Source organism: Myxococcus sp. CA023 (genome assembly GCF_010998615.1).
Classification (GTDB): domain Bacteria; phylum Myxococcota; class Myxococcia; order Myxococcales; family Myxococcaceae; genus Myxococcus.
Window position 1 is genome coordinate 1 of record NZ_JAAEAH010000112.1, and the last position, 24,823, is coordinate 24,823.

Genomic DNA, 24,823 nt, shown 5'->3' on the forward strand with positions numbered 1-24,823 from the left:
GGTGGGCGCCGAGGGGGCTTCGCTCGGTGTCGGGCCTGTCGAAGGTGCGGCGCCTGCCGTCGCTCCGGTGGGCGCCGAGCCTGCACCTGCGTCGGCTCCAGGAGGTGTTGCACTGGTAGCACCGGTGGCCGCTTCCTGACCGGCCTTGCCGTCGGGTGTGGCTGGGCTCGTTGCAGGGGGCTTGGCAGGTTCGGCCGTTCCGGTTGTTGCCTGCGTCCCCGCGTCGGCTCCGCTCGGGGGCGTCCCGGCGGAACCCATGGTGGTGGGGCCACCAGGGCCGGTTCCAGTCGCCGTGGCTGGGGCCGCGGCTCCCGTGGGGTTCGCCCCAGCCGCCGTGCTTGCTGCGGCCCCAGCAGGGCTCGCCCCTGGCGCGGCGGCTGTCGTGCCGGGCCCCTTCCCCGGTGTGGCCGGTGACGGAGCGGGGGAGGGGACCGTGCCATTCGCGGAACCCGCCGTCGCTGCCGGAGGCGGGTCCACCTGCGCGGCTCCCGCGTCGTGGGCCTGTGATTCCTCCAAGCCCAACCGCGCCGGCAGTGCGCGGCGAATCTCCGCGGTCGCCATCACCACGATCGTCACGGCGATTCCGAGGAACCCCACCGTCTGGGCCACCGTCTCCACGCGAGGCGGAATCCGCCGGCCACTCGCTGCCTCGACCAGAAGCAGCACCACGCGGCCCCCGTCGAGTCCGGGCACGGGCAGTAGTGTCAACAGCGCCAGCACCACTGACGCGGCAACCAGGGTTCGCAGCAGGGCATCCGTCCCGGACGCCATCGCGTCTGCGGACTCCTGCCGCACCAGCGCTCCGGGGCTCGCCGCGTCCGCGCTCTCCAGGCCGTGCTGCATCATCCGCTTCAACAGCGCCACGCCTTCCTCGGCCACCTTGACGGTGTGCGTGAATGAATGGCTCAGCGCCTCACCCGCGCCGTGCGCCTTGTAGACGTACTGCTGGCTCACCCCGATGCGGCCCGTGCCCCGCTCATCCGGCCGGGGCCGCACCACCACCGAGCGCGCCTCGCCGCCGCGCTCCACGCCCAACTCCAGCGGGACACCCGGCGCCGCGCCCACCTTCTCCACGAACTCCGACCAGCTCCGCAGCGGCTGTCCCGCGACTTTGACGATGCGGTCCCCCGGCAGCAGCTGCGCACGTGCCGCCTCCGAGCCCGGCTGCACCGTCCCCACCGTCAGCGGCACCACCACGTGTGTGCCCGACGTGTACAGCGCGAACAGGACGCCCAGCGCGAGCGCGTAGTTGGCCAGGGGCCCCGCCAGGATGATGAGGATGCGCAGCAACGGCCCGCGCGCGGCGAATCCCGCGGCCTCATCCGCTTCCGCGCGGTGGGGATTCATCCCCTGCAGGTGCGCCGTGGCGCCCAGCGGCACCGCCGCCACCACGTACTGTGTCCCCCATAGGCGGAACGACACCAGCGGTGGACCGAAACCGAACACGAAGCGGGGCACCCGCACGCCGAGCATTCGCGCGGCGACGAGGTGCCCCAACTCGTGGATGGTCAGCAGCCCTCCCAGGGCGAGCAGGACGAGCGCGTAATGCATCCTCCCGCGCCGCTCCTAGAGCTTCCGCCGCTGTCCGGTCCGCTTGTACGTCACGTAGTCGGACAGGATGGTGTCGTGGTCGAAGCACAAGTCTTTCGGCAGGTCATCCACGCGGAAGGCGCGGGCCTCGGCCGCGTCGTCGGCGCCCTGCGGTTCGCCCTCGGCCGAGCCTATGTAGACGGTGGAGATGTTGTGCTGCCGCGGATCCCGCCGGGGGTCCGAGTACGTGAAGAACTGCTCCGACAGCTTCACGTGAAGTCCCGTCTCTTCCAGGACCTCGCGCACGGCGGCGACGTCGAGCGGCTCGCCCTCATCCACGAAGCCACCGGGCAGCGCCCAGCCGACAGGCGGATTCGCACGCCGGATGAGGACGATGCGTTCACCGGGCAGCTCGATGATGCAGTCCACGGTGGGTTTGGGGTTGCGGTATTCGGGCATGACCCCCAGTCTACCCGCTGCCATCACGCTCGCACTTCCTAGATGCGTGCCGTGGAGTATTGTGCGCGCCGTGTCTACTCCGAGACGCCATCGCCTCGTCCTCTCCAGCCTGCTCCTGGCGTGCCTGGCGGGCTGCCTGCCCCACGTCCAGGAGCCGGGTGATTACGTCTTCGAGCCCGTCGAGGTCCTCCGCGACGACTGCGGCCTGCTGGAGACGAACCGCAACCAGCTCTACGGCACCCTGCAAATCAGCGGGCGCGTCGTCCGCCTGGACTTCGGTTTCCTGGACAGCCACCTCGTGGGCTATTTCCTGGAGGATGGAGACCACTTCTCCATCGACGGGAGCGTGGTCAAGGCTGCCGCCGAGGTGAACGGCCAGGAGTGCCTGTTGGACCAGATCAACATCCACATCGACGGTACGACGCAGTGCGAAACGCAGTTCAATGGCGTGCTGCGCGTCCGCTACGACACGCGCCGCCCCGACGAATGCGTCTGCGAGATGTGGCTGCGCTACGCGGCGGTCAAGGAATCGAAGCGCTGCGACACGGAGGGTTGAGCCGCGCGCTCCGCGTTCCTAGAACAGGGTGGCATTGTCCACGCTGGAGGAACGCATGGCGGCTTCGAAGCATGAGATTCACTCGGTCCTGACGGAAGCACGCGTCTTTCCGCCGCCAGAGGCGTTCGCCCGGCGCGCGCACATCCGGAGCATGGAGCAGTACCAGCAGCTCTGGGACGAAGCCGCGAAGGACTCTGACAAGTACTGGGGCGACCGCGCCCGCGAGGAGCTGTACTGGAAGGCGCCCTTCCAGACGGTGCTCGACTGGAAGCCGCCGCACGCGCGGTGGTTCGTCGAGGGCAAGACGAACCTGGCCTACAACTGTCTGGACCGGCACCTGGCCACCCGCAAGGACAAGCCCGCCATCCTCTTCGAGGGGGAGCCTGGCGACCGCCGCAGCCTCACGTACGGCGAGCTGTCCACCGAGGTGAACAAGCTGGCCAACGCGCTCAAGTCGCTGGGCGTTCGGAAGGGTGACCGGGTGGGAATCTATCTGCCCATGGTGCCCGAGGCCGCGGTGGCCATGCTGGCGTGCGCTCGCATTGGCGCGGTGCACTCGGTGGTGTTCGGCGGCTTCTCCGCGGAGGCGCTCCACGAGCGCATGAACGACGCGGGCGCGAAGGTGCTGCTCACCGCGGACGGCGGCTGGCGGAAGGGCGCGGTGGTGCCGCTCCTGAAGAACGTGGAGGAGGCGCTGCCGAGCATGCCCACCATGGAGAAGGTGGTGGTGCTCCGCCGCACGGGCAGCACGCTGGCGCTGTCCGGGCCCAAGCTGGTGGCGTGGGACACGCTGGTGAGCGGGCAGTCCGCGGAATGTGAACCGGAGTGGGTGGAGAGCGAGCACCCGCTGTTCATCCTCTACACGTCGGGCTCCACTGGAAAGCCCAAGGGCGTGCTGCACACCACGGGCGGCTACGCGGTGAATACGTCGCTCACCACGCGCTGGGTGTTCGACCTGCGCGAAGACGACGTCTACTGGTGCACCGCCGACGTGGGCTGGGTGACGGGTCACTCCTACGTCGTCTACGGCCCGCTGATGAACGGCGTCACCACCATTCTCTACGAAGGCGCGCCCACCCAGCCGGGGCCGGACCGCTTCTGGGACATCATCGAGCGGTACAAGGCCACCATCCTCTACACCGCGCCCACCGCCATCCGCGCCTTCATGCGCCTGGGCGAGGAGCCCGTGCGCCAGCACGACTTGTCCTCGCTGCGTCTGCTGGGCAGCGTGGGCGAGCCCATCAACCCCGAGGCGTGGATGTGGTACCGCGACGTCATCGGCGGGGGCCGCTGCCCCGTGGTGGACACGTGGTGGCAGACGGAGACGGGCTGCATCATGGTGTCGCCGCTCCCGGGCGCCACGCCGACGAAGCCCGGCTCGGCCACGCTGCCGCTGCCCGGCATCCACGCGGAGATTCTGGACCGCGAGGGCAACAAGGTGCCGCGAGGGCAGGGCGGACTGCTCTTCGTCACGCGCCCCTGGCCCTCCATGTTGCGCACGGTGTACGGCGACCCGGACCGCTACGTGCGCACGTACTTCAACGAGCTGCCCGGCATGTACTTCACCGGCGACGGCGCTCGCACGGATGCGGATGGGTACATCTGGCTGATGGGCCGCGTGGATGACGTGGTCAACGTCGCCGGCCACCGTCTGGGCACCGCGGAGGTGGAGAGCGCGCTGGTGGCGCATGAAACCGTCGCGGAGGCCGCCGTGGTGGGCCGTCCGGACGACTTGAAGGGCACCGTGCTGGTGGCCTTCGTCACCCTGAAGCAGGGCAACACGCCGTCCGACGCGCTGAAGAAGACGCTGGCCGCCCACGTGGGCCGCGAGATTGGCGCCATCGCCCGCCCGGATGAAATCCGCTTCGCGGAGGCGCTGCCGAAGACGCGCTCGGGGAAGATCATGCGCCGGTTGCTGCGCGACGTGGCCGCGGGCAAGCAGGCCTCCGGGGACACCACCACCCTGGAGGACCTCAACGTCCTGGCCGCGCTGAGGCAGAACGACGACTAACGGACACTTGCTCGCACTTCAGGGCAGGGGGCCTCAAAACCCACCTCTGCCCTGGGGTGAAAAACCGGGATTCGTCGTTTTTGACCCGGACAATGCATGTCTATCTAGGTATTTCGCGCCTGTTTCAGCCTACGCAGCACATCCGGTTGAATCGGAACAAACGAATACCGCGGAGTCGTCAGGGTAGGCAGGTTGACACTGGAAAGATGCAGAGGCATTAAATGTGCCGCTCGCCCCCCTCCCCGAGCGCCGCGCCTCTCGTTGACAGCGCGACCTTTCCCCCTGGACGTGCTTCATGGATTTCCGAGCTCAACTCGACTCGCCGCTCTTCACCCACTTCATCTCCCATTACGCGCAGCCGACGGGACCTGACCTGCTGGGTCGGACGGAACCTTTCTTCGAGTGGCAGGAGTCGCGGCGGCAGGCGGGCCTGTGGCCGTACTCGCGAAGCCTGGAGGCGGCACCGAAGGCGGAGTGTGGTGTCCGCAGCGAGACGGGGGCGGCGCGCCAGGGGCTGAACTTCGGTTCGCAGGATTACCTGTCGCTGTCCACGCACCCGGCGGTGGTGGAGGCGGCCCAGCGGGCCATCCAGGACTACGGGTTGCACAGCGCGGGCTCGGCGATGCTGGGGGGCAATACGACGCCGTCGCTGATGCTGGAGAAGGCGCTCGCGGAGCACCTGCAGACGCCGCACGTGGCGCTGTTCTCCACCGGCTGGGGCGCGGGCTTCGGCGTCATCGCCGGGCTGGTGCGTCCCGATGACCACGTGGTGCTCGACGCGCTGTCGCACGCGTGCCTCCAGCAGGGCGCCGCCGCCGCGACGACGAATGTGAGCCGCGTGCCGCACCTCAACAACCGCGCCATGCGGCGCAAGCTTCAGGAGATTCGCGCCCGAGACACGCAGAACGCGGTGCTCGTCGTCACCGAGGGCCTGTTCTCCATGGACTCGGACGTGCCGCGGATCGAAGAGCTCCAGTCCATCTGCCGTGAGTACGGCGCGACGCTGCTGGTGGACGTGGCCCATGACCTGGGCGCGATGGGGCCCCGGGGGACGGGCAGCCTGGGCGTGCAGGGGCTGCTGGGGAAGGTGGACCTGGTGGTGGGCGCCTTCTCCAAGACGTTCGCGAGCAATGGTGGCTTCGTGGCCACGCGCTCGCCGGCGGTGCGCCAGTTCATCCGCATCATGGGCGGGCCCCACATCTTCTCCAACGCGCTGCTGCCCATGCAGGCGGCGGTGGTGCTGGAGTCGCTGCGCATCGTCCGCTCGGAAGAGGGCGACGCGCTGCGCGCGAAGGCGCGGGAGAACATCCTGGCGCTGCGCGGAGCCTTCGAGGCGCGGGGCGTGACGTGCCTGGGCGAGCCGTCCAACGTCGTCCCCGTGCAGGTGGGCGACGCGAAGGTGGCGCGGCTGGCCTCGAAGAAGGTGTTCGACCGCGACATCTTCGCCAACCTGGTGGAGTACCCGGCCGTTCGCTTGCGCGAGACGCGCTTCCGCATGCAGGTGATGGCGTCCCACACGCTGGAGCAGGTCCAGCGGGCTGCCGACGGGGTGTGCGACGCCATCGAGGAGGCCCGCGCCGAGCTGGAGGTTCGTCCGGCCGCGACGCGCGCGTCCCGCCGCGACGAGCAGCGCCCGCAGGTGGAGCTGTAGCCACCACGAGCGCCCGCGTGGGTGCTCAGGTGTCGTCGAGGCTGGCGGCACGCAGATGGGTGACGTCACCCCACGTCACCAGCCGCCACGCACCTTCGTGGTAGTCGAATTGGTTCCACCCAGCGTTGAGCACGGAGAAGGTGCGCGGCGCCGCGTGCGGAATCCCCAGGCTGTGACGGAACAGGAGGCTGAGCACGCCTCCGTGGGTCACCACCACCAGCCGTTCGCCCCGGTGGCGCGCGCCCAGTTCCTCCAGGCACTCCACCGCGTGGCGCAGCCGTTGGGATGTGCTCTCCCCGCCGGGGACGATGTAGTCCGGCGCGCCACCGGAGTATGCGGCGAAGACGTCCGGGTGCTTCTGGCGTGCCTCGTCCCGGGTGAGTCCTTCCAGGATGCCCAGGCCGCGTTCGCGCAGGCGGGTGTCGGACTGGACGGTATGGCCCGTGCGGGTGGCGATGCGTCGCGCCGTCTCCTGCGCCCGCCCCAGGTCGCTGCAATAGAGCGCCGAGAATCGGACGGGCTCCAGGCGCGCGGCCAGGGCGTCTGCCTGGCGCAGGCCCACCTGGCTCAAGGTGCTGTCCTGATGTCCCTGGAGGCGCCCCAGGGAGTTCCACTCCGTCTCTCCGTGACGGAGCAGGATGAACTCGGTCGTCATGGACTCAAGCGTCGCTTTGGCGCGTCGCCCGAGTCCAGCACTCAGCGCGTCCGCTCCAGGTGGGTGATGCCTTCTTCCAACAACGCGGCCACGCCTCGCTTCACGACGTGCACCACCTTGTGGCTGTAGGCCGGCCCACCGTGTGTGTAGTGGCCGCTGACCTTGTGGTGCAGCTCCGTGGCGCCCCACACCAGCACCAGGTCCGCCCAGTCCAGGTCGCTGCGGGCGCGGTCCGCCGTGCGGCGTTCCGTGCCGTCCACCATCCGCAAGTCAATCTGGTGGCCCAGCTTCGCCTCCAACTCCTCGCGCACGGCCGGCGAGCCACCCACCACCACCACGCGGCGCACGCCGTAGCGCTGGCAGGCCTCCACGAAGGCCACCTCCGCGCGGCGGTTGGCCGAGCCGCCACAGCGCTCACAGTGCAGCCGTGGCTCGATACGAATCGGCTCACGCCCGCTGGCCTGCGCGACCTTGAGGCACGCGCCGTCCGCGCACACGGAGAAGAAGCGCCCCGCCAGCAGCTCCGCCGCCTTGAGCAGCTTGGGCTCGCTCATGCGCTGGCGGCCGGGGCGGGTGAGGCCCACTTCCTCCAGCACCGCGCGGGTGCGAGCGCGGGCCTCGGGCAGGGTGATGCCTCGCGCGGCCATCCACTCGTCGATGTCCCGGTCGGCGCTCATGACTTCACCCCTGTTCGGGAAGGGGCCTCGGGGAACAGCTCCGCCTGGAGGGCGGAAGGCGGTGCGCTGGTCGGCAGGCCCAGGGCCTCGCGCACCGGCGCGAAGCTGCGTCGGTGGATGGGCAACACGCCCTTTTCACGCAGCACCTGCAGGTGCTGCGGCGTGGGGTAGCCCTTGTGCGCGGCGAGCCCATAACCCGGGTACTGGGCATCCAGCTCCGCCATCCACCGGTCGCGCGTCGTCTTCGCCAGGATGGAGGCCGCTGCGATGCTGAGAGACAGTGCGTCCCCCTTGATGATGCCCTTCTGCGGCACCGAGCACTCCGGCACCGTGCGAGCATCCACCAGCAGGTGGTCCGGCTTCACCGACAGCCCCTCCACCGCGCGGCGCATGGCCAGCAGGCCCGCGTGGTAGATGTTGATGCGGTCGATCTCCTCCACCTCCGCGCGGCCCACGGCCCATGCCACCGCGTCGCGCTTGATGGCCTCGGCCAGCGACTCGCGCTTCTCGGCGTCGAGAATCTTCTTCGAGTCATCCAGCCCCTTGAGCCGGAAGCCCTTGGGCAGCACGGCCGCGGCGGCCACGACAGGCCCCGCCAGCGGTGCCATGCCCGCCTCGTCCACACCCGCGATGTGCGTGTGGCCCTGCTCCCAGAGCTCCGTCTCGAAACGGAGCAGCTTGCGGATGCGCTGGCCCTCCGCGCGGTTCTTCTCCTGGCGCGAACGGATGCGCCGGGCAAGCGCATGCGCGCCCGCGCGCGGGTCCGCGTCCAACGCCTCCAGCAAGCCGGTGGGGACGGGGGTGGCCTGGGTGACGAAGCGCGCGGTCAGCTCGGACAGCGCGCACTGAAGCAACTGTTCCACGGTGTCTGCGGACATGATGAGGGCCCGGACCTACCTGGAACGTGGGCTGACAGGACCCTTTGGGCAGGGAACGCGCTCACAGCGGCAACACATTCCCGCGGCCCCGTGCTCGGAGGAAGCCGACTGGAGGGCCCCCCTGGAAGCAGGGTAGGCCAGACGCGGGGAAGGCTGACGAGCGTCACGCATGTCACCAGCCGTACTCCATGGGGCGGGTGGAGCACAACCTCCCTCGCGTTCATTCAGATGAATCCGTGAAACAGAGGTTGTCTCAGCGTTGCTTGGCGCGGGTCCTACGGATTGAGCTGGAGTTGGAGGGTGGCCGGCTCTGGCTGGCAGTTGCAGGCGTCACACACCCATTCCACCTGCTGGGCTGCGGACACCTTGGCGCCCGCGGTGGCCACAACTCGCACCGCGCTGGGCGCGAGCGATTCGTTGATGGCGGTGCTGACGCCCTGGTCGTCTGTCACGCCGGTGATGCTCACGTTGGAGGTCACGTTGGTGCCGGTGACTGTCGCCCCGCGCACGCGCGCGCCCTCCGCCGACAGCACCTCCACCTTCAGCGACACCCACTCCGTCTGGCAGTCGTCCACCGCGCGCTCCATGCGAGGCGCCTGGTCACATGCCGCGAAGAGACTGAAACCGATGAACCACGAAAGCCAGCGTGCGCGAACCATGCCGTGAAGGGTGATGCTGGCGTGCGGCCGCGGCAACGTCTGTATCAGTCGGAAGTCGGAGACACGCGTTCACTCGCGAAGCGTGCCGCTGCCGTGTCTGGGTAACGGTGGAGCACGTAGCGGTAGACTTCTTCCGCGCGCGGCGCGTCGTGCATCCGTTCACCCAACACACGCGCCAGAAGTACCAACGCACGGGGCGCGGTGGGCTCATCGGGCGCCGTGTCTGCCGCGGATTCCAACGCCGCTACCGCCAGTGGGAAATTTCCTTCCACGGCCGCGGCCTGTCCGACGAACAGGTGATGCTCCGGGGGCACACGCAGCCGTGGTTGCTGCTGCACGGTGGCATACAGCGACATCGCGAGTGGAACATCGCGGGCGTTCACCGCGGCCGCCAGCGCCTCCAGGGTGTCGTCGCTGGAGCTTCCCGTCTCGGTGCCCGTGGCCGCCGCTCCGGTGAAGGGAATGGGACCGGCATCGCGCAGGGGCGGCGCCATGCGGCTCGGTTGTGCGTCGCCCAGCACGGGGTCCAGGTAGTCTTGCTCGAGGCCATACCCCAGCGCATCGCCCCGCGTGTACAGCAGCAGCCCCACCACGTGCGCGGCGGTGAATGGGATGACCAGCGTGACGGCTTCGGCCAGCACGCGTGAGATGACGAAGAGGTCCAGCATGCGCAGCAGCAACGCCACCCCGTGCGTCATGAGGTGGAGGACGCCCAGGCCCACCAGCGTTCCCGCGACCAGCGTGTAGTCCCGGCCCAGGCGGCGGACGATGCGAAGGGTTCCGGGCACGTCGAACAGGGTCAGCAGTGGCTGGCGCGCGGCGGTGATGAGGAGCGCCGCGGGCAGCCAGAGGGCGCCGAGCAGTAGCAGGCCAATCAGCACCGGATCCACTGTCAGCAGCCCGGGGGTGTCCAGGCCCCGAATCCACGCGCCGAGCGCCGAGCGCCCCTCTTGGAGGAGCGGGCGCAGCACGGTGACGTAGAGGAACGCGGGCATCCAGACGATGGCGAAGGTCACCACGCCGCGGAGGCCGGGGAGGACCGCGTCATGGAAGTAGTCGCGGTAGTCGGGCGAGCGCAGCGCCGTCTCGCCGCGCGCCGAGTCTCGCGCGAGCGTGAAGAAGGTGCCCCAGAAGACGCCTCCGTAGATGGTCAGCGGGATGAGGGCCGAGAAGGAGATGGCCAGCTCCACCAGCCATCGGAGCGCCGCCAGGAAGATGCTGACCGCCACCATGACCTGCAGGCCGGATGGGGTGAAGACGTAGCGCCACGCGCCCTTGAGCCGCTGCGCCACGGACACCCGGCTGCGGGAGGTGAGCAGGGTCTGCGCCACGTCGCCGCAGCGCTCGCACGCCACCAGCTCCACCGTCTGGGCTCGCCGGCCCACCACGCAGTCGGGGCAGAGCGTTTCGTTGCACCTCTCGCAACGCCACCCGGCCACGGTGGTCCGATGCCGCTGGCAGCGGGGCAGGGGCGCATCCGGTGGAATGATGTTGGGCGATGAGGGGCTCATGGCCCCCAAGCCTACGACTGCCCCGGGGACTCTTCCCAGGGGCTTCCGAGCCACGCCTGATAGGCGGCCTTCTGGGCGTCGGTGGGGCGCTCCACGCGGGACAGCCACGCCGCCTCCGCGGGCTTCGTCCCCAGCACCACCGGGATTTCCAGCAGCCGGTCGCGGCGGAACACCGTGAGCCGCACCGTCTCGCCGGGCCTCCGCTCCTCGCAGCGGGACAGCAGGGTGGCGCCGTCCACCTTCCAGCCATCCAGCGCGACCAGGTCGTCCTCCACGTAGAGCCCCGCGTCCTGTGCGGGCGAGCCATCCATCACCACCGCCACGGTGCCACTGCCCCGCGTGGTGACGCCCAACCAGCCCTTGGGCTTGCCTTCCCCCGCCCGGCCTCGCGGTGGCGGCGTGCCTCCCTTGTCGCTGGCGGCCTCGCGTGGACGGAAGTTCAGCTCCAGACCCACGTGCGAGAAGACGGAGTAGTCCAGCGGCTGCGTGGTGCGCAGCGCCCGGTCGAAGAAGGGCGTCAGGTCCACGCCGGCCACCTCGCTGGCCACGGCTTCGACGCCGTCCTCGGGAACGCCGGAGCCGTCGCCGTAGCGCTGCCACAAGACGCGCGCGACGTCATCCAGGCAACGGGCGTCACCGGTGGCGCGGCGGATCTCCAGGTCGAGCAGCGCGGAGACGACCTCGCCCTTGAGGTAGTAGGAGATGGCGCTGTTGGGCGAGTTCTCGTCCGGGCGGTAGTGCTTCACCCAGCTCACCAGCGACGCCTCCGTCAGCGTCTGCACGTGGCGCCCCGGCGTGGCGTGCAGCGCGGTGAGCGTTTCGCCCAGGCGCGTGAGGTAGCGCTGCGCGGACATCAGCCCGGCGCGCCGCACGAAGAGGTTGTCGTAGTACGCCGTGGAGCCCTCGAAGGCCCACAGCAGCGAGGTGTAGTTCTCCTTCGCGTAGTCGAAGGGCACCAGCGCGCGCGGCTTCACCCGCTTGATGAACCACAGGTGGAAGTACTCGTGCGCCACCAGGGTGAGCAGGTCCTCCCAGCCGCGGTTGGTGGAAAGTCCGACGCGGGGGAACAACAGCGCGGTGCTGGCCTTGTGCTCCAGGCCACCTCGGCCCCGGTCCGTCAGGTACAGCAGGATGAGGTAGCGCGGCATGGGCAGGCCGCCGAACACGCGGGCCTGACATTCGCAGATGCGCTTCAGGTCCGCGCACAGCCGCTCCGGGTCCTGCACCGTGTCGCCCCACACCACGACTTCGTGCGGCACGCCCTCCACACTGAATGCGAGCGGCGTGTGGGGACCGACCTCGAAGGGGCTGTCCACCAACTCGTCGTAGTCCTGGGCGATGAAGGTGTTTGCGCGCTGGCCCAGCGCGCAGAAGGTCCGCCAGCCGGGGGGCGCGTCCACCGTGACGTGGTGCTCCAGCCCGCGCGTGTCCTCCGTGTAGAGGAACGTGGCGGCGCCGTTGAAGTAGGCGTGTGAGCCGTCCAGGTGGTTGGTGCGCACCGTCAGTTCGTTGGCGTAGACGCGGTAGCGCAGCGTGACGGCCACGCCCTTCGCGTCCACCCGCCAGGTGCGCTTGTCCGCGCGCCGCACCGGAAGGAGCGTTCCATCCGGCGCATGGGCCGTCATGTCCTGCACCTGCCGCGCGAACTCCCGCACCATGTAGCTGCCGGGCGTCCACACCGGCATCACGGCGTCCAGCACGCTGGCGCCTCCTGGAAAGGAGGCTTCCACCTCCAGCAGGTGCGTATGCGGCCGGGGCATGGAGACGCGGTAGCGGACGGCACGGTGCATGGGCAGTGTCTCTCTCCCCCCCGGCCGCAGGTTACTTCGCGCGGACGAGGACGGCGCCGAAGAATCCGTCGGTCCCGTGGGTGTGAGGCGCCAGCCGGAGGAAGGGGCCGGGGCCGACCTTCTCGGCCAGCTCCGCCCCCAGCAGCTCCGCCACCGGCTTCACCGTGAACTCGGGGTGCTTCGCGAGGAAGTCCTCCACCACGTTCTCGTTCTCCTCCCGCAGCACGCTGCACGTGCCGTAGATGATCCGGCCGCCGGGCTTCACCAGCGTGGCGAAGCGCGCCAGCAGGGCCTTCTGCCGGCTCACGTGCATCTCCAAATCCTCCGGCGTGAGGCGGTAGCGCGCGTCAGGCTTGCGGCGGAAGGTGCCGGTGCCGCTGCACGGCGCGTCCACCAGCACCCGGTCCGCTTTGCCCTTGAGGGGCGTCAGCGCGGCGTCGGCCTCCGGGCCCTCGTGGGGGATGAGCTGGGCGCGCACGTTGTGCACACCCGCGCGGCGCGCGCGCTTCTTCAGGTCCTCCATGCGACGCTCATCGATGTCCAGGGCGTGCAAGTCACCCCGGTTCTTCATCTGCGCGGCGAGCTGCAGCGTCTTGCCGCCGGCACCCGCGCACGCATCCACCACGCGCGTGGGCGGCGCGTCCACCAGCATGCCGAGCAGCTGGCTGCCCTCGTCCTGGAGCTCCAGCATGCCTTCGCGGAAGCTCTCCAGGGAGAAGGCGTTGATTCGCGTCTCCAGCACCAGTCCCATGGGCGACAGGGGCGTGGGCTTGACGTCCACCGTCTCCGCTTTCAGTCGCTGCGCCAGCGCGTCGCGGTCCCCCTTGAGGAGGTTGGCGCGGGCGACCAGCGGGGCGCGCTCGTTCATCGCCTCCGCGGCGCGAGCGGCATCCCGGCCGAACGTCTGGAGGAAGCGGTCGGCGAGGAAGTCCGGCAGCGACGCGGCGATGGGGAAGCGCTCGCGGGCGGGCAGGGCCTCCAGGGCGGCGGCGGCTTCGGGAAGGGCACTCAGGGCTTGTGCATCCGGGGGCGCCAGCGCGGACTGGCGGGCCACCAGGCCGTGGGGCTCGCCGTAGAGGACGCGCGAGGCGGCCAACCGGAGCACGTCCTGGCGCGAGGTCTCCAGGCTGTCGAAGCGTGGGTGGGCGCGGGACAGCAGGAAGTCCACCGTCCGCTGGCGGCGCAGCAGGCCGTAGACGCGCTCGGCCACGGCGCGGCGCTCGTTGGAGTAGAGGTTGGCCTTGCGGCGCAGGGTGAAGTCCAGCGCGCGGTCGGCCATGCGGCCCTCGTGCCGGACCGAGCCGTACGCCTCCAGGCAGGCCTGGAGGACCAGGTCTTCTCGCAGGGGCCGCTCGGGCCGCTCGGAGGGGGAGAGCTTCTTCCCGGACGGAGCGCCGGACTTCTTCGGGGCCGACCGCGAGTGCGGGCGGGACTTGCGTTGGGTGGCCATGACGGAATGCGGCTTTGCATTCCTCGGGCCGGGTTGACAAGCGCGGAAAGCAATTCCGCCCCGGCGGACGCCCGCCCCTCCGCCGTGTGACGTCAGGAGGAGGGAGCGGGGACCTTGGGCGGGGAGGCCCTACTTGCGGCGCCGGTGGAGCAGACCCGCGGCCAGCAGGGCCAGGGCCGCCGGGATGAGGGTGGCGGTGGGGCCCGCGGCGCAGCCACCGCTCGAACTGCTCATGCCGTCATCCGGAGTGCCGGGAGATTCCGGAAGCCCCGGGCGGGGATCCGGTGAGCCCGGGTCCGTCGTGCCGGAATCCGGCGTCTGGGGCTCCTCACCGGGAGTCTCCGCCACCGCCACCTGGACCAGGGCGGTGGCCGTCTGCTTCATCGTGCCCCGGGTGGCGGTGGCCGTCACCGTGTACTGCCCGGGAATGGCGAAGACGTACTCGGCGACCTCGCCCTCGGCCGTGCCGCCGTCGCCGAAATCCCAGGTCACCGTGGCGGCCTCGAGGGACGGCGTGGCCCGGAAGATGGCGCGGTGGGGGGCCACGCCCCGCTCGCCCTCCACGGCGAGCGTCAGCGCTCCATCGGGAAGCTGCTCCTGCGGAGGCAGCTCCTTCTGCAGCGTGAAGCGGTCCACGGTGTCTCCGTTCACCCCGAGCAACTGCGCGGTGAGCGTGCCGTCGACCACCGTCACGTCGAGGAAGCCATAGGCCTGGTTGTCGCGGATGACGCTCCAGTCCGGCTTGCTGCCGGGGAGCTTCCTCAGCGTCGCGCCGCCGCCGCCCACCACGAGGTAGGGGATGCCCTTTTCGCCGGACCCGGCGACGGCGTCACCCTTCATGGGCTTGCTGCGCTCGTAGTTGTGGTCGTGCCCGGTGAGCACCAGGTCCACGCCATACTTCTCCATGATGGGGCCGAAGTGGCGGCGCATGGAAAGCTGCGAGCCGTGCTCGCCACTGGACCAGGGCGGGTGGTGGAAGAAGACAATCTTCCACGGCTGCGTTGAACCCGCGAGGTCCCGCTCCAGCCACGCCTTCTGCGCATCCCGCGTGCAACGGTCCGCCGACGCCAGTCCCACGGCGCAGTTGGAGTCGAGCGCCACGAAGTGCACGTGGCCCCAGTCGAACGAGTAGTAGCGCTCCGTGCCCTCGGGGTTGTTGGTGGGCAGGTAGAGGTTGTCCAGGTAGGGCTGCCCCTGGTTCGTCACGTACTCATGGTTGCCGAGCGCCGCGAAGAACGGCACCTGGGCCAGCAGGGCCTCCATGGGCACGAAGAGGTTGTTCTGGATTTCCGCCTCGGTGCCAGCGGCGTAGGCGTTGTCCCCCAGCGCGACGAACAGCTCCGCCTGCCGCTTGACCATGGCCGCGGCGACCTGCTTCTGGTTCGAGCCTCCCGTGCCAAAGTCGCCCACCGCCACGAAGTGCACGCTGCGGGTCCCCGGCACCGGCGCGGTGCGGAATCGATTGAGCTGCGTGCGCAGGCCACAGGCCGACACCTCGTACGTGTACTCGGTGCCCGGCTTCAGCCCGGTCAGCACCACCGCGTGCAACGTCCCGCCGTCCTGTGAGGGAGCCGACTGGTTGGCCGCTCCCTCGCCGTAGCGCACCTCCGCCTGGCAGTTGGCCGCGAGCCGGAAGGCGATCGTCGCCGTGTCCGGCCCCACCTTCTGCAGATAAGGGTCTCGATACAGCGTCCCTGCACTCGCGGTGCTGGCCAGCAGCATCAGCGCGGCCGCCCAGGGGGCAAGGTGAAAGGGGGTCTTCCGGTGCATGCGGCCTCCTCCCGAACAAGCTCGGGATGGAGGCGCAACCGTTCAACCGCTGACCTTCATCCTGCCCCCACCCGGAGTAGGAGACGGTGGGGCAGGGCCCCGTGTGTCCGCCGCCTCCCCGGCCAGGCGTCAAGACTTGATGTCGTAGGCCGCCAGGTCCTCGGTGCGTTCGCCTTCCTCACGCACCTTTCCGATGCCCGGGACGAGCCAGTAGAAGCGCGTCTTGTTCTGCTTCACCTCGCCATTGTTGTTGACCTTGTCGCGCTGAATCTTGACCGCGTTGGTGAAGGTTCCAGCCCGCGTCGTCACCGTCACGCCGGATTCGAGCACCTTCCAGATGTACGTCGGGTCCTTCTGGTCCTTCGAGCCGTCGCCCAGGGTGATGTACTCGAGCACGTCGCTCTTGTACGTCCAGGGCAGGGCGTCCGGGACGCTCGCCACGGACTTCACCGTGGCCGGAGACCAAGTGGTGGAGCGGACCTGCTGGCCATTGCGGTAGTCGTCCTCGCGCAGACGCACGACGAGCCCGTTGGTGAGCTCCACCTGCCACGAATACTCCTCATAGAGGGTGTCGTTGCGCACGCGGTCCTGGCGGCTGTGCACCTGGACGGCGTTGATGCCCGGCTGGCCAGGGACTTCGCCGGGGCCCATCACCGTCACCCGCTTCTGGAAGTTGCCCTCGACGGGGTCCTGGATGTCGTAGGTCCAGGTGCTGCCCGCGGTCAGCGGCCACAGCGACTGCGACCCGGTGGGCTCCTCTCCGTTGCCCTGACCATCCGGTCCACCCGGCACCACCGGCTCTCCCGGCAGTCCGCCGCCGGGTGTCGGGTCCTGCGAATCTCCCGCGGGCAGGCTGTTGCCGCCACACGCCACCAACCACCCCGCCGCGAACACGGCCAACCCGCTGCGCCTCATACCCGCTCCTCCCGTGTGCTCCTCGGATTCACCGCCGTCCACCGCAAGCCCCGCAGGGCCGCCCCCTCCGTGCGGCCCAGTGCCGCGGCGAGGGAGCCCGGCTCTGGCTCCTCTACTTCCAACTCCAGCCGCCGCCCGTCGAAGTCGAGCGCGCAGCTCTTCACCATGACGTTCCGCTCACCCAGGACCCGGCGCAGCGTGGCCTCCGCGCCCACCAGGTCATCCGACTGCGCCGACAGCACCAGTCGCTGCTTCGCCGTGGCGGACGCCTCCTCGCGGTTGAAGCAATCCAGCACGAAGAGCAGGGCCATCACGAACACCGTCCCGACGGAGGCAAGCCCCAGGCTGCCGTGGCCGCACGCCATGCCCAGGCCAATCATCAGGAAGAGGATGGCCGCGTCACGCGGGTCCTTGAGTCCCGAGCGGAACCGAACGAAGCCGCCCAGGCCCACCAGCCCGAAGGCCTTCGCCAGGCTGTCGCCGATGACGGCAGTGATGACCGCCGCCGCCGCGCACAGCAGCACCTGCGCCTGAATCATGTCCGCCTTGGGCAGCGCCCGCTTCATGAGCAGGCGCCAGGGTCGCAGCGACAGCAGGGTGCCAATGAGCGCCGCGGCCAGCATCCGCGGCAGAATCGCGGTGACGGACAGCGCGCTGAGCTCTGCTTTCGCGCCCTCGAACAGGGCTGAGAATGATGCGTCCATGGCGGTGACCTAGGCTTCCATTCGGGTAGAGGTGTCCACGCGGACCGTGCGCGCGGGCTGCTGCGCGAGCGCCCGTGCGGTTGCGGCCACTGCGTAGGCGTTGCGCAGCACCGGCAGCCGGTCTGGCTGTTCCGCCAGCACTCGCTCGATGAGCGCCTGCGCGTGCGGCCCCATGGACAGTCCCTTCAAGGAGGACAGCGCGGTGGTGGGCCACCGGCCCAGATGGTCCACACGCAGCTTCCAGGCCCGCGAGGCATCCATGCCGTCCACCGAATCCAGCGCCTCCTTCGTCTGCGGCGCGCCGCGCTCGCGCAGCGCCCAGGCTTCCTCGGTGTCCAGCCCCGTCAACGAGCGGAGCACCAGCTTCAGTGCCTTTCCCGCCAGGGCCTCTCGCAGGCCTCGGGCCACCGGTGTGTCCAGGCCCTGGGTGCTGCGCAGCACCGCCAGCCGGTCATGCGGCAGCAGGACTTCGCGCAGCGCATCCGCCCGAGCCCCCGGGACACCGGTGAGGCTGCTCGCCACCTCCGAGAACAGCTTGCGCTGCATGCCCGCCTCGCGCACCAACCAGGACTCCTCGCAGCCCTGGCCGGCGAGCCCCGCGAGCACGTCCGCCAGCCGCCTGTCCCGCATGGCGCGCTCGCGCAGGGCCCACGCCGGGGCCGAGCCATCGTTCTTGAGGCTCGCCAGCACCTCCGTGGGGGCCTGCGCGTACAGCCGCTGCCGCAACATGGCCGCGCGCGAGTCCAGGCGGCCCGTGAGGCTGAAGGCCACCTCCGCGGGCGCCAGGTCCGCCAGCACCTCGCGCAGGTCCATGGCCGGTACGTCAGCCAGGCCCGTCATGCCGCGCGCGGTGAGGCCCGGGAAGCGCTCCGCGAAGGCCAGGCGCTGCTGGTGCGCGGCCAGGCCCGGGATTCCGCTCAACATCCACACCGCGAGCGCCGGCTCGCGTTGCTCCACGGCGTCCAGCGTCTGGAAGAAGCGCTCTTCCAGGTTTTCGAGCGTGGTGGGGCTGGCATGCCGCGGCCGGGCCGGCGCCGGGACGATGCGCTGCACCTGCTGCTCGCGACCCTCCAGTCGGGCGACGACGGCGTCCACCAGCCGCTGCTCCAGCACGCGCAGAGGGACGTCGTTGTTCTCCAGGATGATCCACCGCTGTGGATCCTTCCGTGCCATCTCCAGGAAGGACTCGCGCACGCGCACCGCCAGGCCCGCGCCCACCAGTCCCTTCCGGCTGTCCCCATCACTGACGCGCTTGCTCTGGAGCTTGCCCAGGCGCTTGCGCAGCCGGGCGAGGTCCGGATCCACGTCCACCAGGACGACCAGGTCCGGCCACAGGCCCTGCGAGGCCAGCTCGCACGCGGGTCGCAGCTCGTCCATGGGCAGCCCGCGGCCTCCACCGCTGAGCGCCAGCTGTGAGTACAGGTAGCGGTCGGTGATGCACACCTCACCCCTGGACAGCGCGGGCGCCACCACTTCATCCAGTTGTTGGGCGTCCCGCGCCAGGTTGAGGAAGAACTCCGTGCGTGGAGACATCTCCAGCAGCCGGGAGTCTCGCGTCAGCTCCCGGATGCGCCGCGCCGCGGGCGCCTGCAGCTCGCCGCCCTCCCGCGCATGCGCCACCCGGTAGCCCAGCCGCTTCAGCTTCGCGGCCAGCAGGTTGGAGAGCGTCGTCTTGCCGCTTCCGTCAATTCCCTCGAAGTCGATGAACACTGTGCCCTATCCCCCTGCGACGCCATCCGCGGTGAAAGCGTGGACCTTCGCCATTCCCTCTGCGAACTTGCTGTAGGCCGGCGCTCCGCCCGGATTGAGCGACGCCAGCCACTCGGGCAGTTCGTGCCCGAGATGCTTCACCTCCACCACCACTCGCGGCTCCACCCACTGCGCGGGCTCCAGCCGCTCCACCGACAACGCAAGCTGGGACAGCGCCTGCTCCGGCGCAATCCGGTGGTAGCGAATGTCCCGATCCACCGTCACCCGCCACGTCTGCGACGACTGGTACACGTGGCGCGTGTACGTCACCGCGAGCACCGGGCTGAGGCTGCCTCCGGCGATGAGCGGCAGCAGGCTGACCCCGCCGCGCAGCACGCGGCCCAGGTCCGAGCGCGGCACCCAGACGCGGCGCTTCTGCGTGAGGCCGCGGCGCTCCCGTTTCACCTCCAGCACCACCCGCGCCTCGTCGTCCGCGCCCCGGTCCGGTGAGTACTCCTTCGTCCGAACCTTGAGACAGTCTTCCGGAGTGAGCAGGGCCCGCGCCGCCAGCGGGCCACCAGGCCGGTCGAAGTACACGGACACGACGCGCGTGGGCGGCGGCAGGTGCCCCTCCAACTCCAGCGACAGGCGCGTGCCCAGGGCCGCGGCCGTCTTCCCCTCCAGCACCAGCTTGAATTCCCGCCGGAGCTTGGTGACTTCACCTTCCGCGAACGACAGCATCGTTTGGGTCTCCGTGCTCAGAAGCGTGCGCCGAGTTCGATGGAATGCTGCAGCCCAGGGAATTCATCGCCGGGGCGCAGCGCGCGCTCCGTCTGGAATTGGGCCCGGAAGCGGGTGCCGAGCAGCACGTTGACGCCGCCCACCAGTGAATGTCCGTCCCCCCGCACCGTGTCGCCGCGAAGCTGCAAGGCCTCCACGCCCGCGACGGGCTGGAGGGCCCATTCGTTGCTCACGTGGATGAGGTACTGGGCCAGCAGCATCTGTGCCGTGAAGGGCCCCATGGGCAGCCGTCCGGAAATGGCCTCGCCGGTGAAGACGAAGCCCGCCAGCTTCAGCTCCGCGTCCGCGGCCACCGCGTGCTTGCGCGCCAGGTCCATTGCCTCGGAGACGTAGGTGCTGACGCCCACGGTGAGCGGCTTGAAGTTGAAGGGCCGCAGGCTCACGCGCGCGGCGGCATCCTCCTTCAACCGCACGCCCGCCTCGTCGATGGCCCCCTGGAAGAAGCCCGCGGAGATTTTGAGCCCCCAGACCTGCTTCAGCCGGACTTCGCCCATCAGCCCCATGCGGCGGCCACCCATCTGATGGGTCTCCGTGATGTACTCCTCCACCAGTCCGCGGGTCTGGATGGGCAGGTCCCACGACGACTCCAGCGAGCGCTGAAGGAAGGGCGTCTTGAACTGGCCGCCGTAGAGGCGGAAGCGCTTGCGGTCATCCGCCAGACGCACGAAGGCGTCCTTGAGCATCTGCGAGTCCGCCAGGTCCGCCGTCACTTCGGCTTCCAGGTTGGGCAGCGACGTGCTCACGCCCACGCGTGCGTCCGCGATGGAGAGGCGGCGCTGGTACTGGTTGCGCTCGTCGGCGCGGGCCCGTGCGGACACGCGTCCGATGACGCGGATGGTCTGCACCTCGCCTTTGGGCTTGTCGTCAATCGCGTCCGGATTCTCGCCCAGCGAGTCGTCCTGCTCCTGACCGGGCCGCTGCTTCTGCTTGCGCTTGTTCGCGTCCTGCTCTGCCGTCGCCCCGTCATCCGCTCCGGGGAGGGGACTCACGGAAGGCGGCTGCGCGCCGGGCGCAGGCCGAGACGGTGGCGGCAGGGCCTGGGCCATGGCGCCCTCGAGCTGCGTCTGCGTGGCGTCGTCCGCCTCCGGAAGCAAGGGCTCAGGAGGCTCAACGCCGTCCACCACGCCACCTGACAGAGGGTCATCCTCCACGGGTGCGGCAACGGCCTCCGTCCGTGGGCCGGGTGTCTTGGCGACAGCCCACGCCGGCATGCCCATCAAGATTGCGACGAGCAGGTTCCGCCTCGTCCGCTCATTCACCCGCCACCCGCCCATGTCCACGCCTCCCCGACCGCCATGGGAGCGCGACCACTGCAACACGGGTGCCCGTTCGATGAGCGGACGCGGAGGGTTGGGTGAGGTTCGGTTCCGGACGAAAAGCGGGCCCGACGGCGCAGAAAACCAGTGACCTGGTCGTCACGTTGCCGCGACAGGGAACGGAAGTTCCCAATGTCGCGGCAGGCGACCCTGTACGAATGCCCGTCGGTTGGAAGGAGTTACTGCCCGGACGGAGGATCGGCCGGAGGGGTGGGGACGCTGCCCGCTTCCGGCGTGGAGGGCGCCGCTGGTGGGGGCGGAGGCTCCGTTGCTCCAGGAGTGGATCCGGACGACTTCACGCGCCGCAGGACGTTGCGCAGGCCCAGGGCCAGCGCCGTACCGGCACCTACCAGAATCAACCCCCAGCCCATGCCGCGGGGCAGGGGCGAGCTGGCCACGGAGAAGCGCGCGGTGATCACCTTCAGGTGGGTACCTCGGTACCGCACCTCCAGGTCCCATGGTCCAGGCTCGTCCGGCGTGAACTGGGTGTGCCAATTGACCCCGTCACGCGTCAGCGTCTTCGTCTGCTGGGAAGGCGACCCGGTGGGGTGGAAGGTGACGGTGAGGGGGCCGTCGAATTCGGGCCCCTCGAAGTTGCCTACATGCAACGACACGGAGATGGGCTCTCCCTCCGTTGGCATGGCGGGATGGAGGGTCCCCTGGAGGCGCTCCTCCGCGTCGGACCAGCGGAGCTCCAAGACGTCCCCACGGCGTTCGACACGAATCTGATCGTTCGCGGGAGCCGCAACCGTGGTAGTTGCAATGAGGAGGCTGGCGATCAGTGCCCATCCGGATTTGAATCCGGGGTGCCTTTGCCTCCGAAGTGGCTGTCCTCTAAGATGCTCTGCCCTGCTGCATTCCACCTGAGCCTGCTCCCCGCCGGCAATGTCCCGGGATGAACCCTCAATCATTCGGGAAATATCAGCTTCTTAAGAAGCTCGCCACGGGCGGCATGGCCGAGGTCTGGCTGGCGCGCCAGACGGGCATCGAGGGGTTCCACAAGAACCTCGTGGTGAAGCGCATCCTCCCGCACCTCGCGGAGGACCGTGAGTTCGTGGAGATGTTCCGGAACGAGGCGCTGATTGCCGCGCGCTTCAATCATCCGAACATCGCCCAGGTCTACGAGTTCGGCGAGGCCAACGGCACCTATTACATCGCCATGGAGTTCATCCACGGCGAGGACCTGGGCCGGGTGATGCGCAAGGCCGCCAGCACGGGGCAGTGGGTGGCGCGGCCGCTGGCCATTCGCATCGTCGCCGCCGCTTGCGAGGGCCTGCACTACGCCCACAGCCGCACGGATGACGCCGGCCGGCCCCTGCGCGTGGTGCACCGCGACATCTCGCCGCAGAACATCCTGATCAGCTTCGACGGCTCGGTGAAGCTGGTGGACTTCGGCATCGCCAAGGCCGCGGATCAGGCGTCGCTCACGAAGTCGGGCGCCATCAAGGGCAAGTTCGCGTACATGGCGCCGGAGCAGGCCGCCGGCAAGCCGCTGGACGGGCGCGCGGACATCTTCGCCATCGGCCTGGTGCTCTACGAGCTGCTCACGGGCGTGCGTCCGTTGAAGCGCGACTCGGAGCTGGCCACGCTGCAGGCCGCCATGGAGTGCGCCATCGCCGCGCCCTCTCAGGTGGCGGACGTTCCGGAGGAGATGGACCCGGTGGTGATGCGGGCCATCGCGAAGAACTCGGACGACCGCTACCGAGACGCGCGCCAGTTCCAGATGGCGCTGGAAGAGATTCTCGTCGGGCAGCGCTGGGTGGCCGGCTCGGTGCAGATCTCCGAGCTGATGGAGACGCTCTTCGCCGACCGTCTGGCCGAGGAGAAGGCCCAGGGCCAGGTGGTTCCCGTGGGCGAGGACTCCGCGAACTCCGGCACGCCCATGCCGCCCACGCCGCCGCCGCATGAGCGTGGCCGCAGCCGCACCTCCGCCGCCGCGGACATGAACTGGGAGGCGCCTCCGGGCGAGGCCTCGGTTCGCGAGCGCCAGCGCGGCTCGTCTTCCCGCACGTCCATGGGGCCCCGGCGCACCTCGGCCGCGGTGCCCGTGGTGGAGCCCGATGAACAGGGTGAGTGGGAGGCGCCGTCTGGCATCGAGGAGGCCCCGCCGCCGCGCCGGAGCAGGACGTCCGCGGAGCTGCGCCGTCCGTCCAACCCCAACTCCACGCAGATTGCGCGGACGAGCTCCCGTTCGGACCTGAGCCGGACCGGCATGGGCGAGCCGCCCCCGCCTCGCCGCTCCGCCACGCGCGCCGCCCAAATCGTGGACGACCCGGGGCCGCCTCCTTCCCGCTCGCGTGCGAGCATGGCGGCGGTCGACGAGCGCACCCGGATGGAGGACGAGGAGCTGGACGACGAGCGGACCATGCTTCCGCCGCCGGAGCCCGCGCCGCCTCCTCGCCGCCGGACCGGGATGCATTCCGGCATCCACCCCTCCGAGGCCCCGCCGCGCCGCCGCACGTCGAGCCGCGCGGAGATGCCGTCGCCCCCGCCGCGTTCGAGGACGTCGAGCGTGGCCCTGTCGCGTTCTCGCGCCGAGGACGCCGAGGTGGACCGGGCGCTGGAGAAGTCCGCGCGGAGTGCTCGCGCGGGTGTAGCCAAGCGCAACATCGCCACCGTCGGGTTCATCGTGGGGCTGGTGGCCGTGGGGGTCGTGTTTCACAAGCCCATCCTCTCGGTGCTCAACAGCCGCGCCTCCGACGGGCAGTCGGTGACGCTGTCGGTCAACACCAACGAGAAGGTGAAGGTCTCGGTGCGCCACACCGAACGCTGCGGCAGTCCGCAGCCGGTGACGGAGCTGGGGGAGACACCCCTCGTCAATGCGACGGGCGTCCATCTCCAGGACACGCTCATCTTGGTGAATGAGCAGCAGGGCATCTACAAGGAGGAGGTCGACACGCTCGCCTTCGGTGAGCCCGGTCAGGCCAAGTCCTTCACCTACGAGTTCCGCCGGGGCCAGCTCCAGCTGACGCTGAAGCCGGACGGTCTGCGCGGCATCTCCGTGAAGCGCAATGGTCAGGACCAGGGCACCTACCTGGGCAACAAGGGCATGAAGCTCGACCTCATGGAGGGCCGCCACAAGCTGGAGCTGCAGGGCGGGCCCCTGAAGGAGCCCTTCATGTTTGAGGTCGAGATCAAGCCCGGCCTCATCAACAAGCAGACCGAAGACTTGTCCGCCTTCGTGGGCTAGCGGCGTGCCGCCCCGTCAGTAGCGGGGCAGGCTGGGGTCCACCTGCCGGGAGTACAGGTCGATGCCGCCTCGCAGCGACACCGCGTCGATGCCCAGCGACATCAGGTAGGCCGCGCCGTCCAGGCTGCGCACGCCATGGTGGCAGTAGACCACCACGGGCCGGCCGCGCAGGGCTTCCAGTTCATCCGCGCGCTCTTCCAGTTCAGGCAGGGGAATCAGCAGCGAGTTCGGCAGGGCCACCCACGCATTCTCCGTGGGAAAACGCACGTCGAGCAGCGCGGGGCGGGACTCCGCGGGGCCGGCGAGCAACTCGGCGAGGCGGGCGGGGGCAATCTCGGGAATGGGCATGGCGTGACGTCCTCAGGCGGGCGTGGGGGCGGCGCAGAAGCGCTCGTAGTCGATGAGCTCCACCGTCGCGCCCGGCGCGCACACGGGGCACTGCGTGTCCCGACGCAGCTTGAGCTCCTGGAAGCGGGTGCCCAGCGCGTCGAAGGTGAGCAGCCGCCCCACCAGGGGTTCACCCTGGCCGAGGATGAGCTTGAGCGCCTCGGTGGCCTGGAGCAGACCGATGAGTCCGGGCAGCACGCCCAGGACGCCTGCCTCCGCACACG

General features: G+C 69.8%; 22 protein-coding genes. 4 read left to right on the plus strand and 18 right to left on the minus strand.

The window, feature by feature from the left end:
- Both F8M74_RS34180 and F8M74_RS34185 read right to left on the minus strand, forming a co-directional pair.
- Nucleotides 1-1,551, minus strand: a 1,551-nt coding sequence (locus tag F8M74_RS34180; protein ID WP_163884691.1) for an RIP metalloprotease, incomplete at its 3' end; no start/stop codon positions are given.
- A gap of 15 nt (nucleotides 1,552-1,566) precedes the next feature.
- Nucleotides 1,567-1,989: an NUDIX hydrolase gene (locus F8M74_RS34185; RefSeq protein ID WP_140861898.1), complete on the minus strand. Its 423-nt coding sequence runs from the start codon at nucleotides 1,987-1,989 to the stop codon at nucleotides 1,567-1,569.
- Nucleotides 1,990-2,050: 61 nt separating this feature from the next.
- On the opposite strand from F8M74_RS34185, the gene F8M74_RS34190 reads away from it, so the two are divergent.
- From F8M74_RS34190 to F8M74_RS34200, 3 genes are all read left to right on the plus strand, one after another.
- Complete coding sequence (locus F8M74_RS34190; protein ID WP_141256468.1) at nucleotides 2,051-2,545, plus strand: hypothetical protein; 495 nt, start codon at nucleotides 2,051-2,053, stop codon at nucleotides 2,543-2,545.
- 55 nt (nucleotides 2,546-2,600) lie between these two features.
- On the plus strand, nucleotides 2,601-4,556 hold the full coding sequence (gene acs, locus F8M74_RS34195) for an acetate--CoA ligase (protein ID WP_171410479.1): 1,956 nt from the start codon (nucleotides 2,601-2,603) through the stop codon (nucleotides 4,554-4,556).
- Between the two features lie 295 nt (nucleotides 4,557-4,851).
- Nucleotides 4,852-6,207, plus strand: coding sequence for an aminotransferase class I/II-fold pyridoxal phosphate-dependent enzyme (locus tag F8M74_RS34200; protein WP_141256461.1), 1,356 nt, complete (start codon nucleotides 4,852-4,854; stop codon nucleotides 6,205-6,207).
- A gap of 25 nt (nucleotides 6,208-6,232) precedes the next feature.
- On the opposite strand, the gene F8M74_RS34205 is transcribed toward F8M74_RS34200, so the two are convergent.
- From F8M74_RS34205 to F8M74_RS34270, 14 genes are all read right to left on the minus strand, one after another.
- On the minus strand, nucleotides 6,233-6,862 hold the full coding sequence (locus tag F8M74_RS34205; RefSeq protein WP_141256460.1) for a histidine phosphatase family protein: 630 nt from the start codon (nucleotides 6,860-6,862) through the stop codon (nucleotides 6,233-6,235).
- A 41-nt stretch (nucleotides 6,863-6,903) separates the two neighbouring features.
- The gene (locus F8M74_RS34210; protein ID WP_141256459.1) at nucleotides 6,904-7,539 is read right to left on the minus strand and encodes a hypothetical protein; all 636 of its coding nucleotides are present in this window, start codon (nucleotides 7,537-7,539) and stop codon (nucleotides 6,904-6,906) included.
- Nucleotides 7,536-8,417, minus strand: coding sequence for a ribonuclease HII (locus F8M74_RS34215; RefSeq protein ID WP_141256458.1), 882 nt, complete (start codon nucleotides 8,415-8,417; stop codon nucleotides 7,536-7,538). The genes F8M74_RS34210 and F8M74_RS34215 overlap by 4 nt, the downstream gene beginning before the upstream one ends.
- 275 nt (nucleotides 8,418-8,692) lie before the next feature.
- The gene (locus F8M74_RS34220; protein ID WP_228560753.1) at nucleotides 8,693-9,076 is read right to left on the minus strand and encodes a carboxypeptidase-like regulatory domain-containing protein; all 384 of its coding nucleotides are present in this window, start codon (nucleotides 9,074-9,076) and stop codon (nucleotides 8,693-8,695) included.
- Between the two features lie 44 nt (nucleotides 9,077-9,120).
- The gene (locus F8M74_RS34225; RefSeq protein WP_141256456.1) at nucleotides 9,121-10,587 is read right to left on the minus strand and encodes a tetratricopeptide repeat protein; all 1,467 of its coding nucleotides are present in this window, start codon (nucleotides 10,585-10,587) and stop codon (nucleotides 9,121-9,123) included.
- Between the two features lie 11 nt (nucleotides 10,588-10,598).
- Nucleotides 10,599-12,377, minus strand: a complete 1,779-nt coding sequence (locus tag F8M74_RS34230; protein WP_141256455.1) for a M61 family metallopeptidase — start codon at nucleotides 12,375-12,377, stop codon at nucleotides 10,599-10,601.
- A gap of 31 nt (nucleotides 12,378-12,408) precedes the next feature.
- Entirely contained in the window at nucleotides 12,409-13,827 is a 1,419-nt protein-coding gene (locus F8M74_RS34235) for an RsmB/NOP family class I SAM-dependent RNA methyltransferase (RefSeq protein WP_141256454.1), read from the minus strand.
- A 129-nt stretch (nucleotides 13,828-13,956) separates the two neighbouring features.
- Nucleotides 13,957-15,597 (minus strand): metallophosphoesterase, encoded by a 1,641-nt coding sequence (locus tag F8M74_RS34240; RefSeq protein WP_141256453.1) that lies wholly within the window; start codon nucleotides 15,595-15,597, stop codon nucleotides 13,957-13,959.
- 129 nt (nucleotides 15,598-15,726) lie between these two features.
- Complete coding sequence (locus F8M74_RS34245; protein WP_141256452.1) at nucleotides 15,727-16,512, minus strand: hypothetical protein; 786 nt, start codon at nucleotides 16,510-16,512, stop codon at nucleotides 15,727-15,729.
- Nucleotides 16,509-17,216, minus strand: a complete 708-nt coding sequence (locus tag F8M74_RS34250; RefSeq protein ID WP_141256451.1) for a DUF4956 domain-containing protein — start codon at nucleotides 17,214-17,216, stop codon at nucleotides 16,509-16,511. The genes F8M74_RS34245 and F8M74_RS34250 overlap by 4 nt, the downstream gene beginning before the upstream one ends.
- A 9-nt stretch (nucleotides 17,217-17,225) precedes the next feature.
- Entirely contained in the window at nucleotides 17,226-18,926 is a 1,701-nt protein-coding gene (gene tmk, locus F8M74_RS34255; protein WP_141256450.1) for a dTMP kinase, read from the minus strand.
- Between the two features lie 6 nt (nucleotides 18,927-18,932).
- A complete protein-coding gene (locus F8M74_RS34260; protein ID WP_141256449.1) occupies nucleotides 18,933-19,646 on the minus strand; it encodes a VTC domain-containing protein in 714 nt (237 codons plus the stop codon).
- Between the two features lie 17 nt (nucleotides 19,647-19,663).
- The gene (locus tag F8M74_RS34265) at nucleotides 19,664-21,025 is read right to left on the minus strand and encodes a hypothetical protein (RefSeq protein ID WP_141256448.1); all 1,362 of its coding nucleotides are present in this window, start codon (nucleotides 21,023-21,025) and stop codon (nucleotides 19,664-19,666) included.
- A gap of 176 nt (nucleotides 21,026-21,201) precedes the next feature.
- On the minus strand, nucleotides 21,202-21,663 hold the full coding sequence (locus F8M74_RS34270; protein ID WP_141256447.1) for a hypothetical protein: 462 nt from the start codon (nucleotides 21,661-21,663) through the stop codon (nucleotides 21,202-21,204).
- 254 nt (nucleotides 21,664-21,917) lie between these two features.
- Between F8M74_RS34270 and F8M74_RS34275 the strand changes: the two genes are divergently transcribed.
- Nucleotides 21,918-24,212, plus strand: a complete 2,295-nt coding sequence (locus F8M74_RS34275; RefSeq protein WP_141256446.1) for a serine/threonine-protein kinase — start codon at nucleotides 21,918-21,920, stop codon at nucleotides 24,210-24,212.
- Between the two features lie 15 nt (nucleotides 24,213-24,227).
- On the opposite strand, the gene F8M74_RS34280 is transcribed toward F8M74_RS34275, so the two are convergent.
- Entirely contained in the window at nucleotides 24,228-24,560 is a 333-nt protein-coding gene (locus tag F8M74_RS34280; RefSeq protein ID WP_141256445.1) for a rhodanese-like domain-containing protein, read from the minus strand.
- Nucleotides 24,561-24,572: 12 nt separating this feature from the next.
- A partial coding sequence (locus F8M74_RS34285; RefSeq protein WP_240462319.1) for a ThiF family adenylyltransferase occupies nucleotides 24,573-24,823 on the minus strand: 251 nt, incomplete at its 5' end.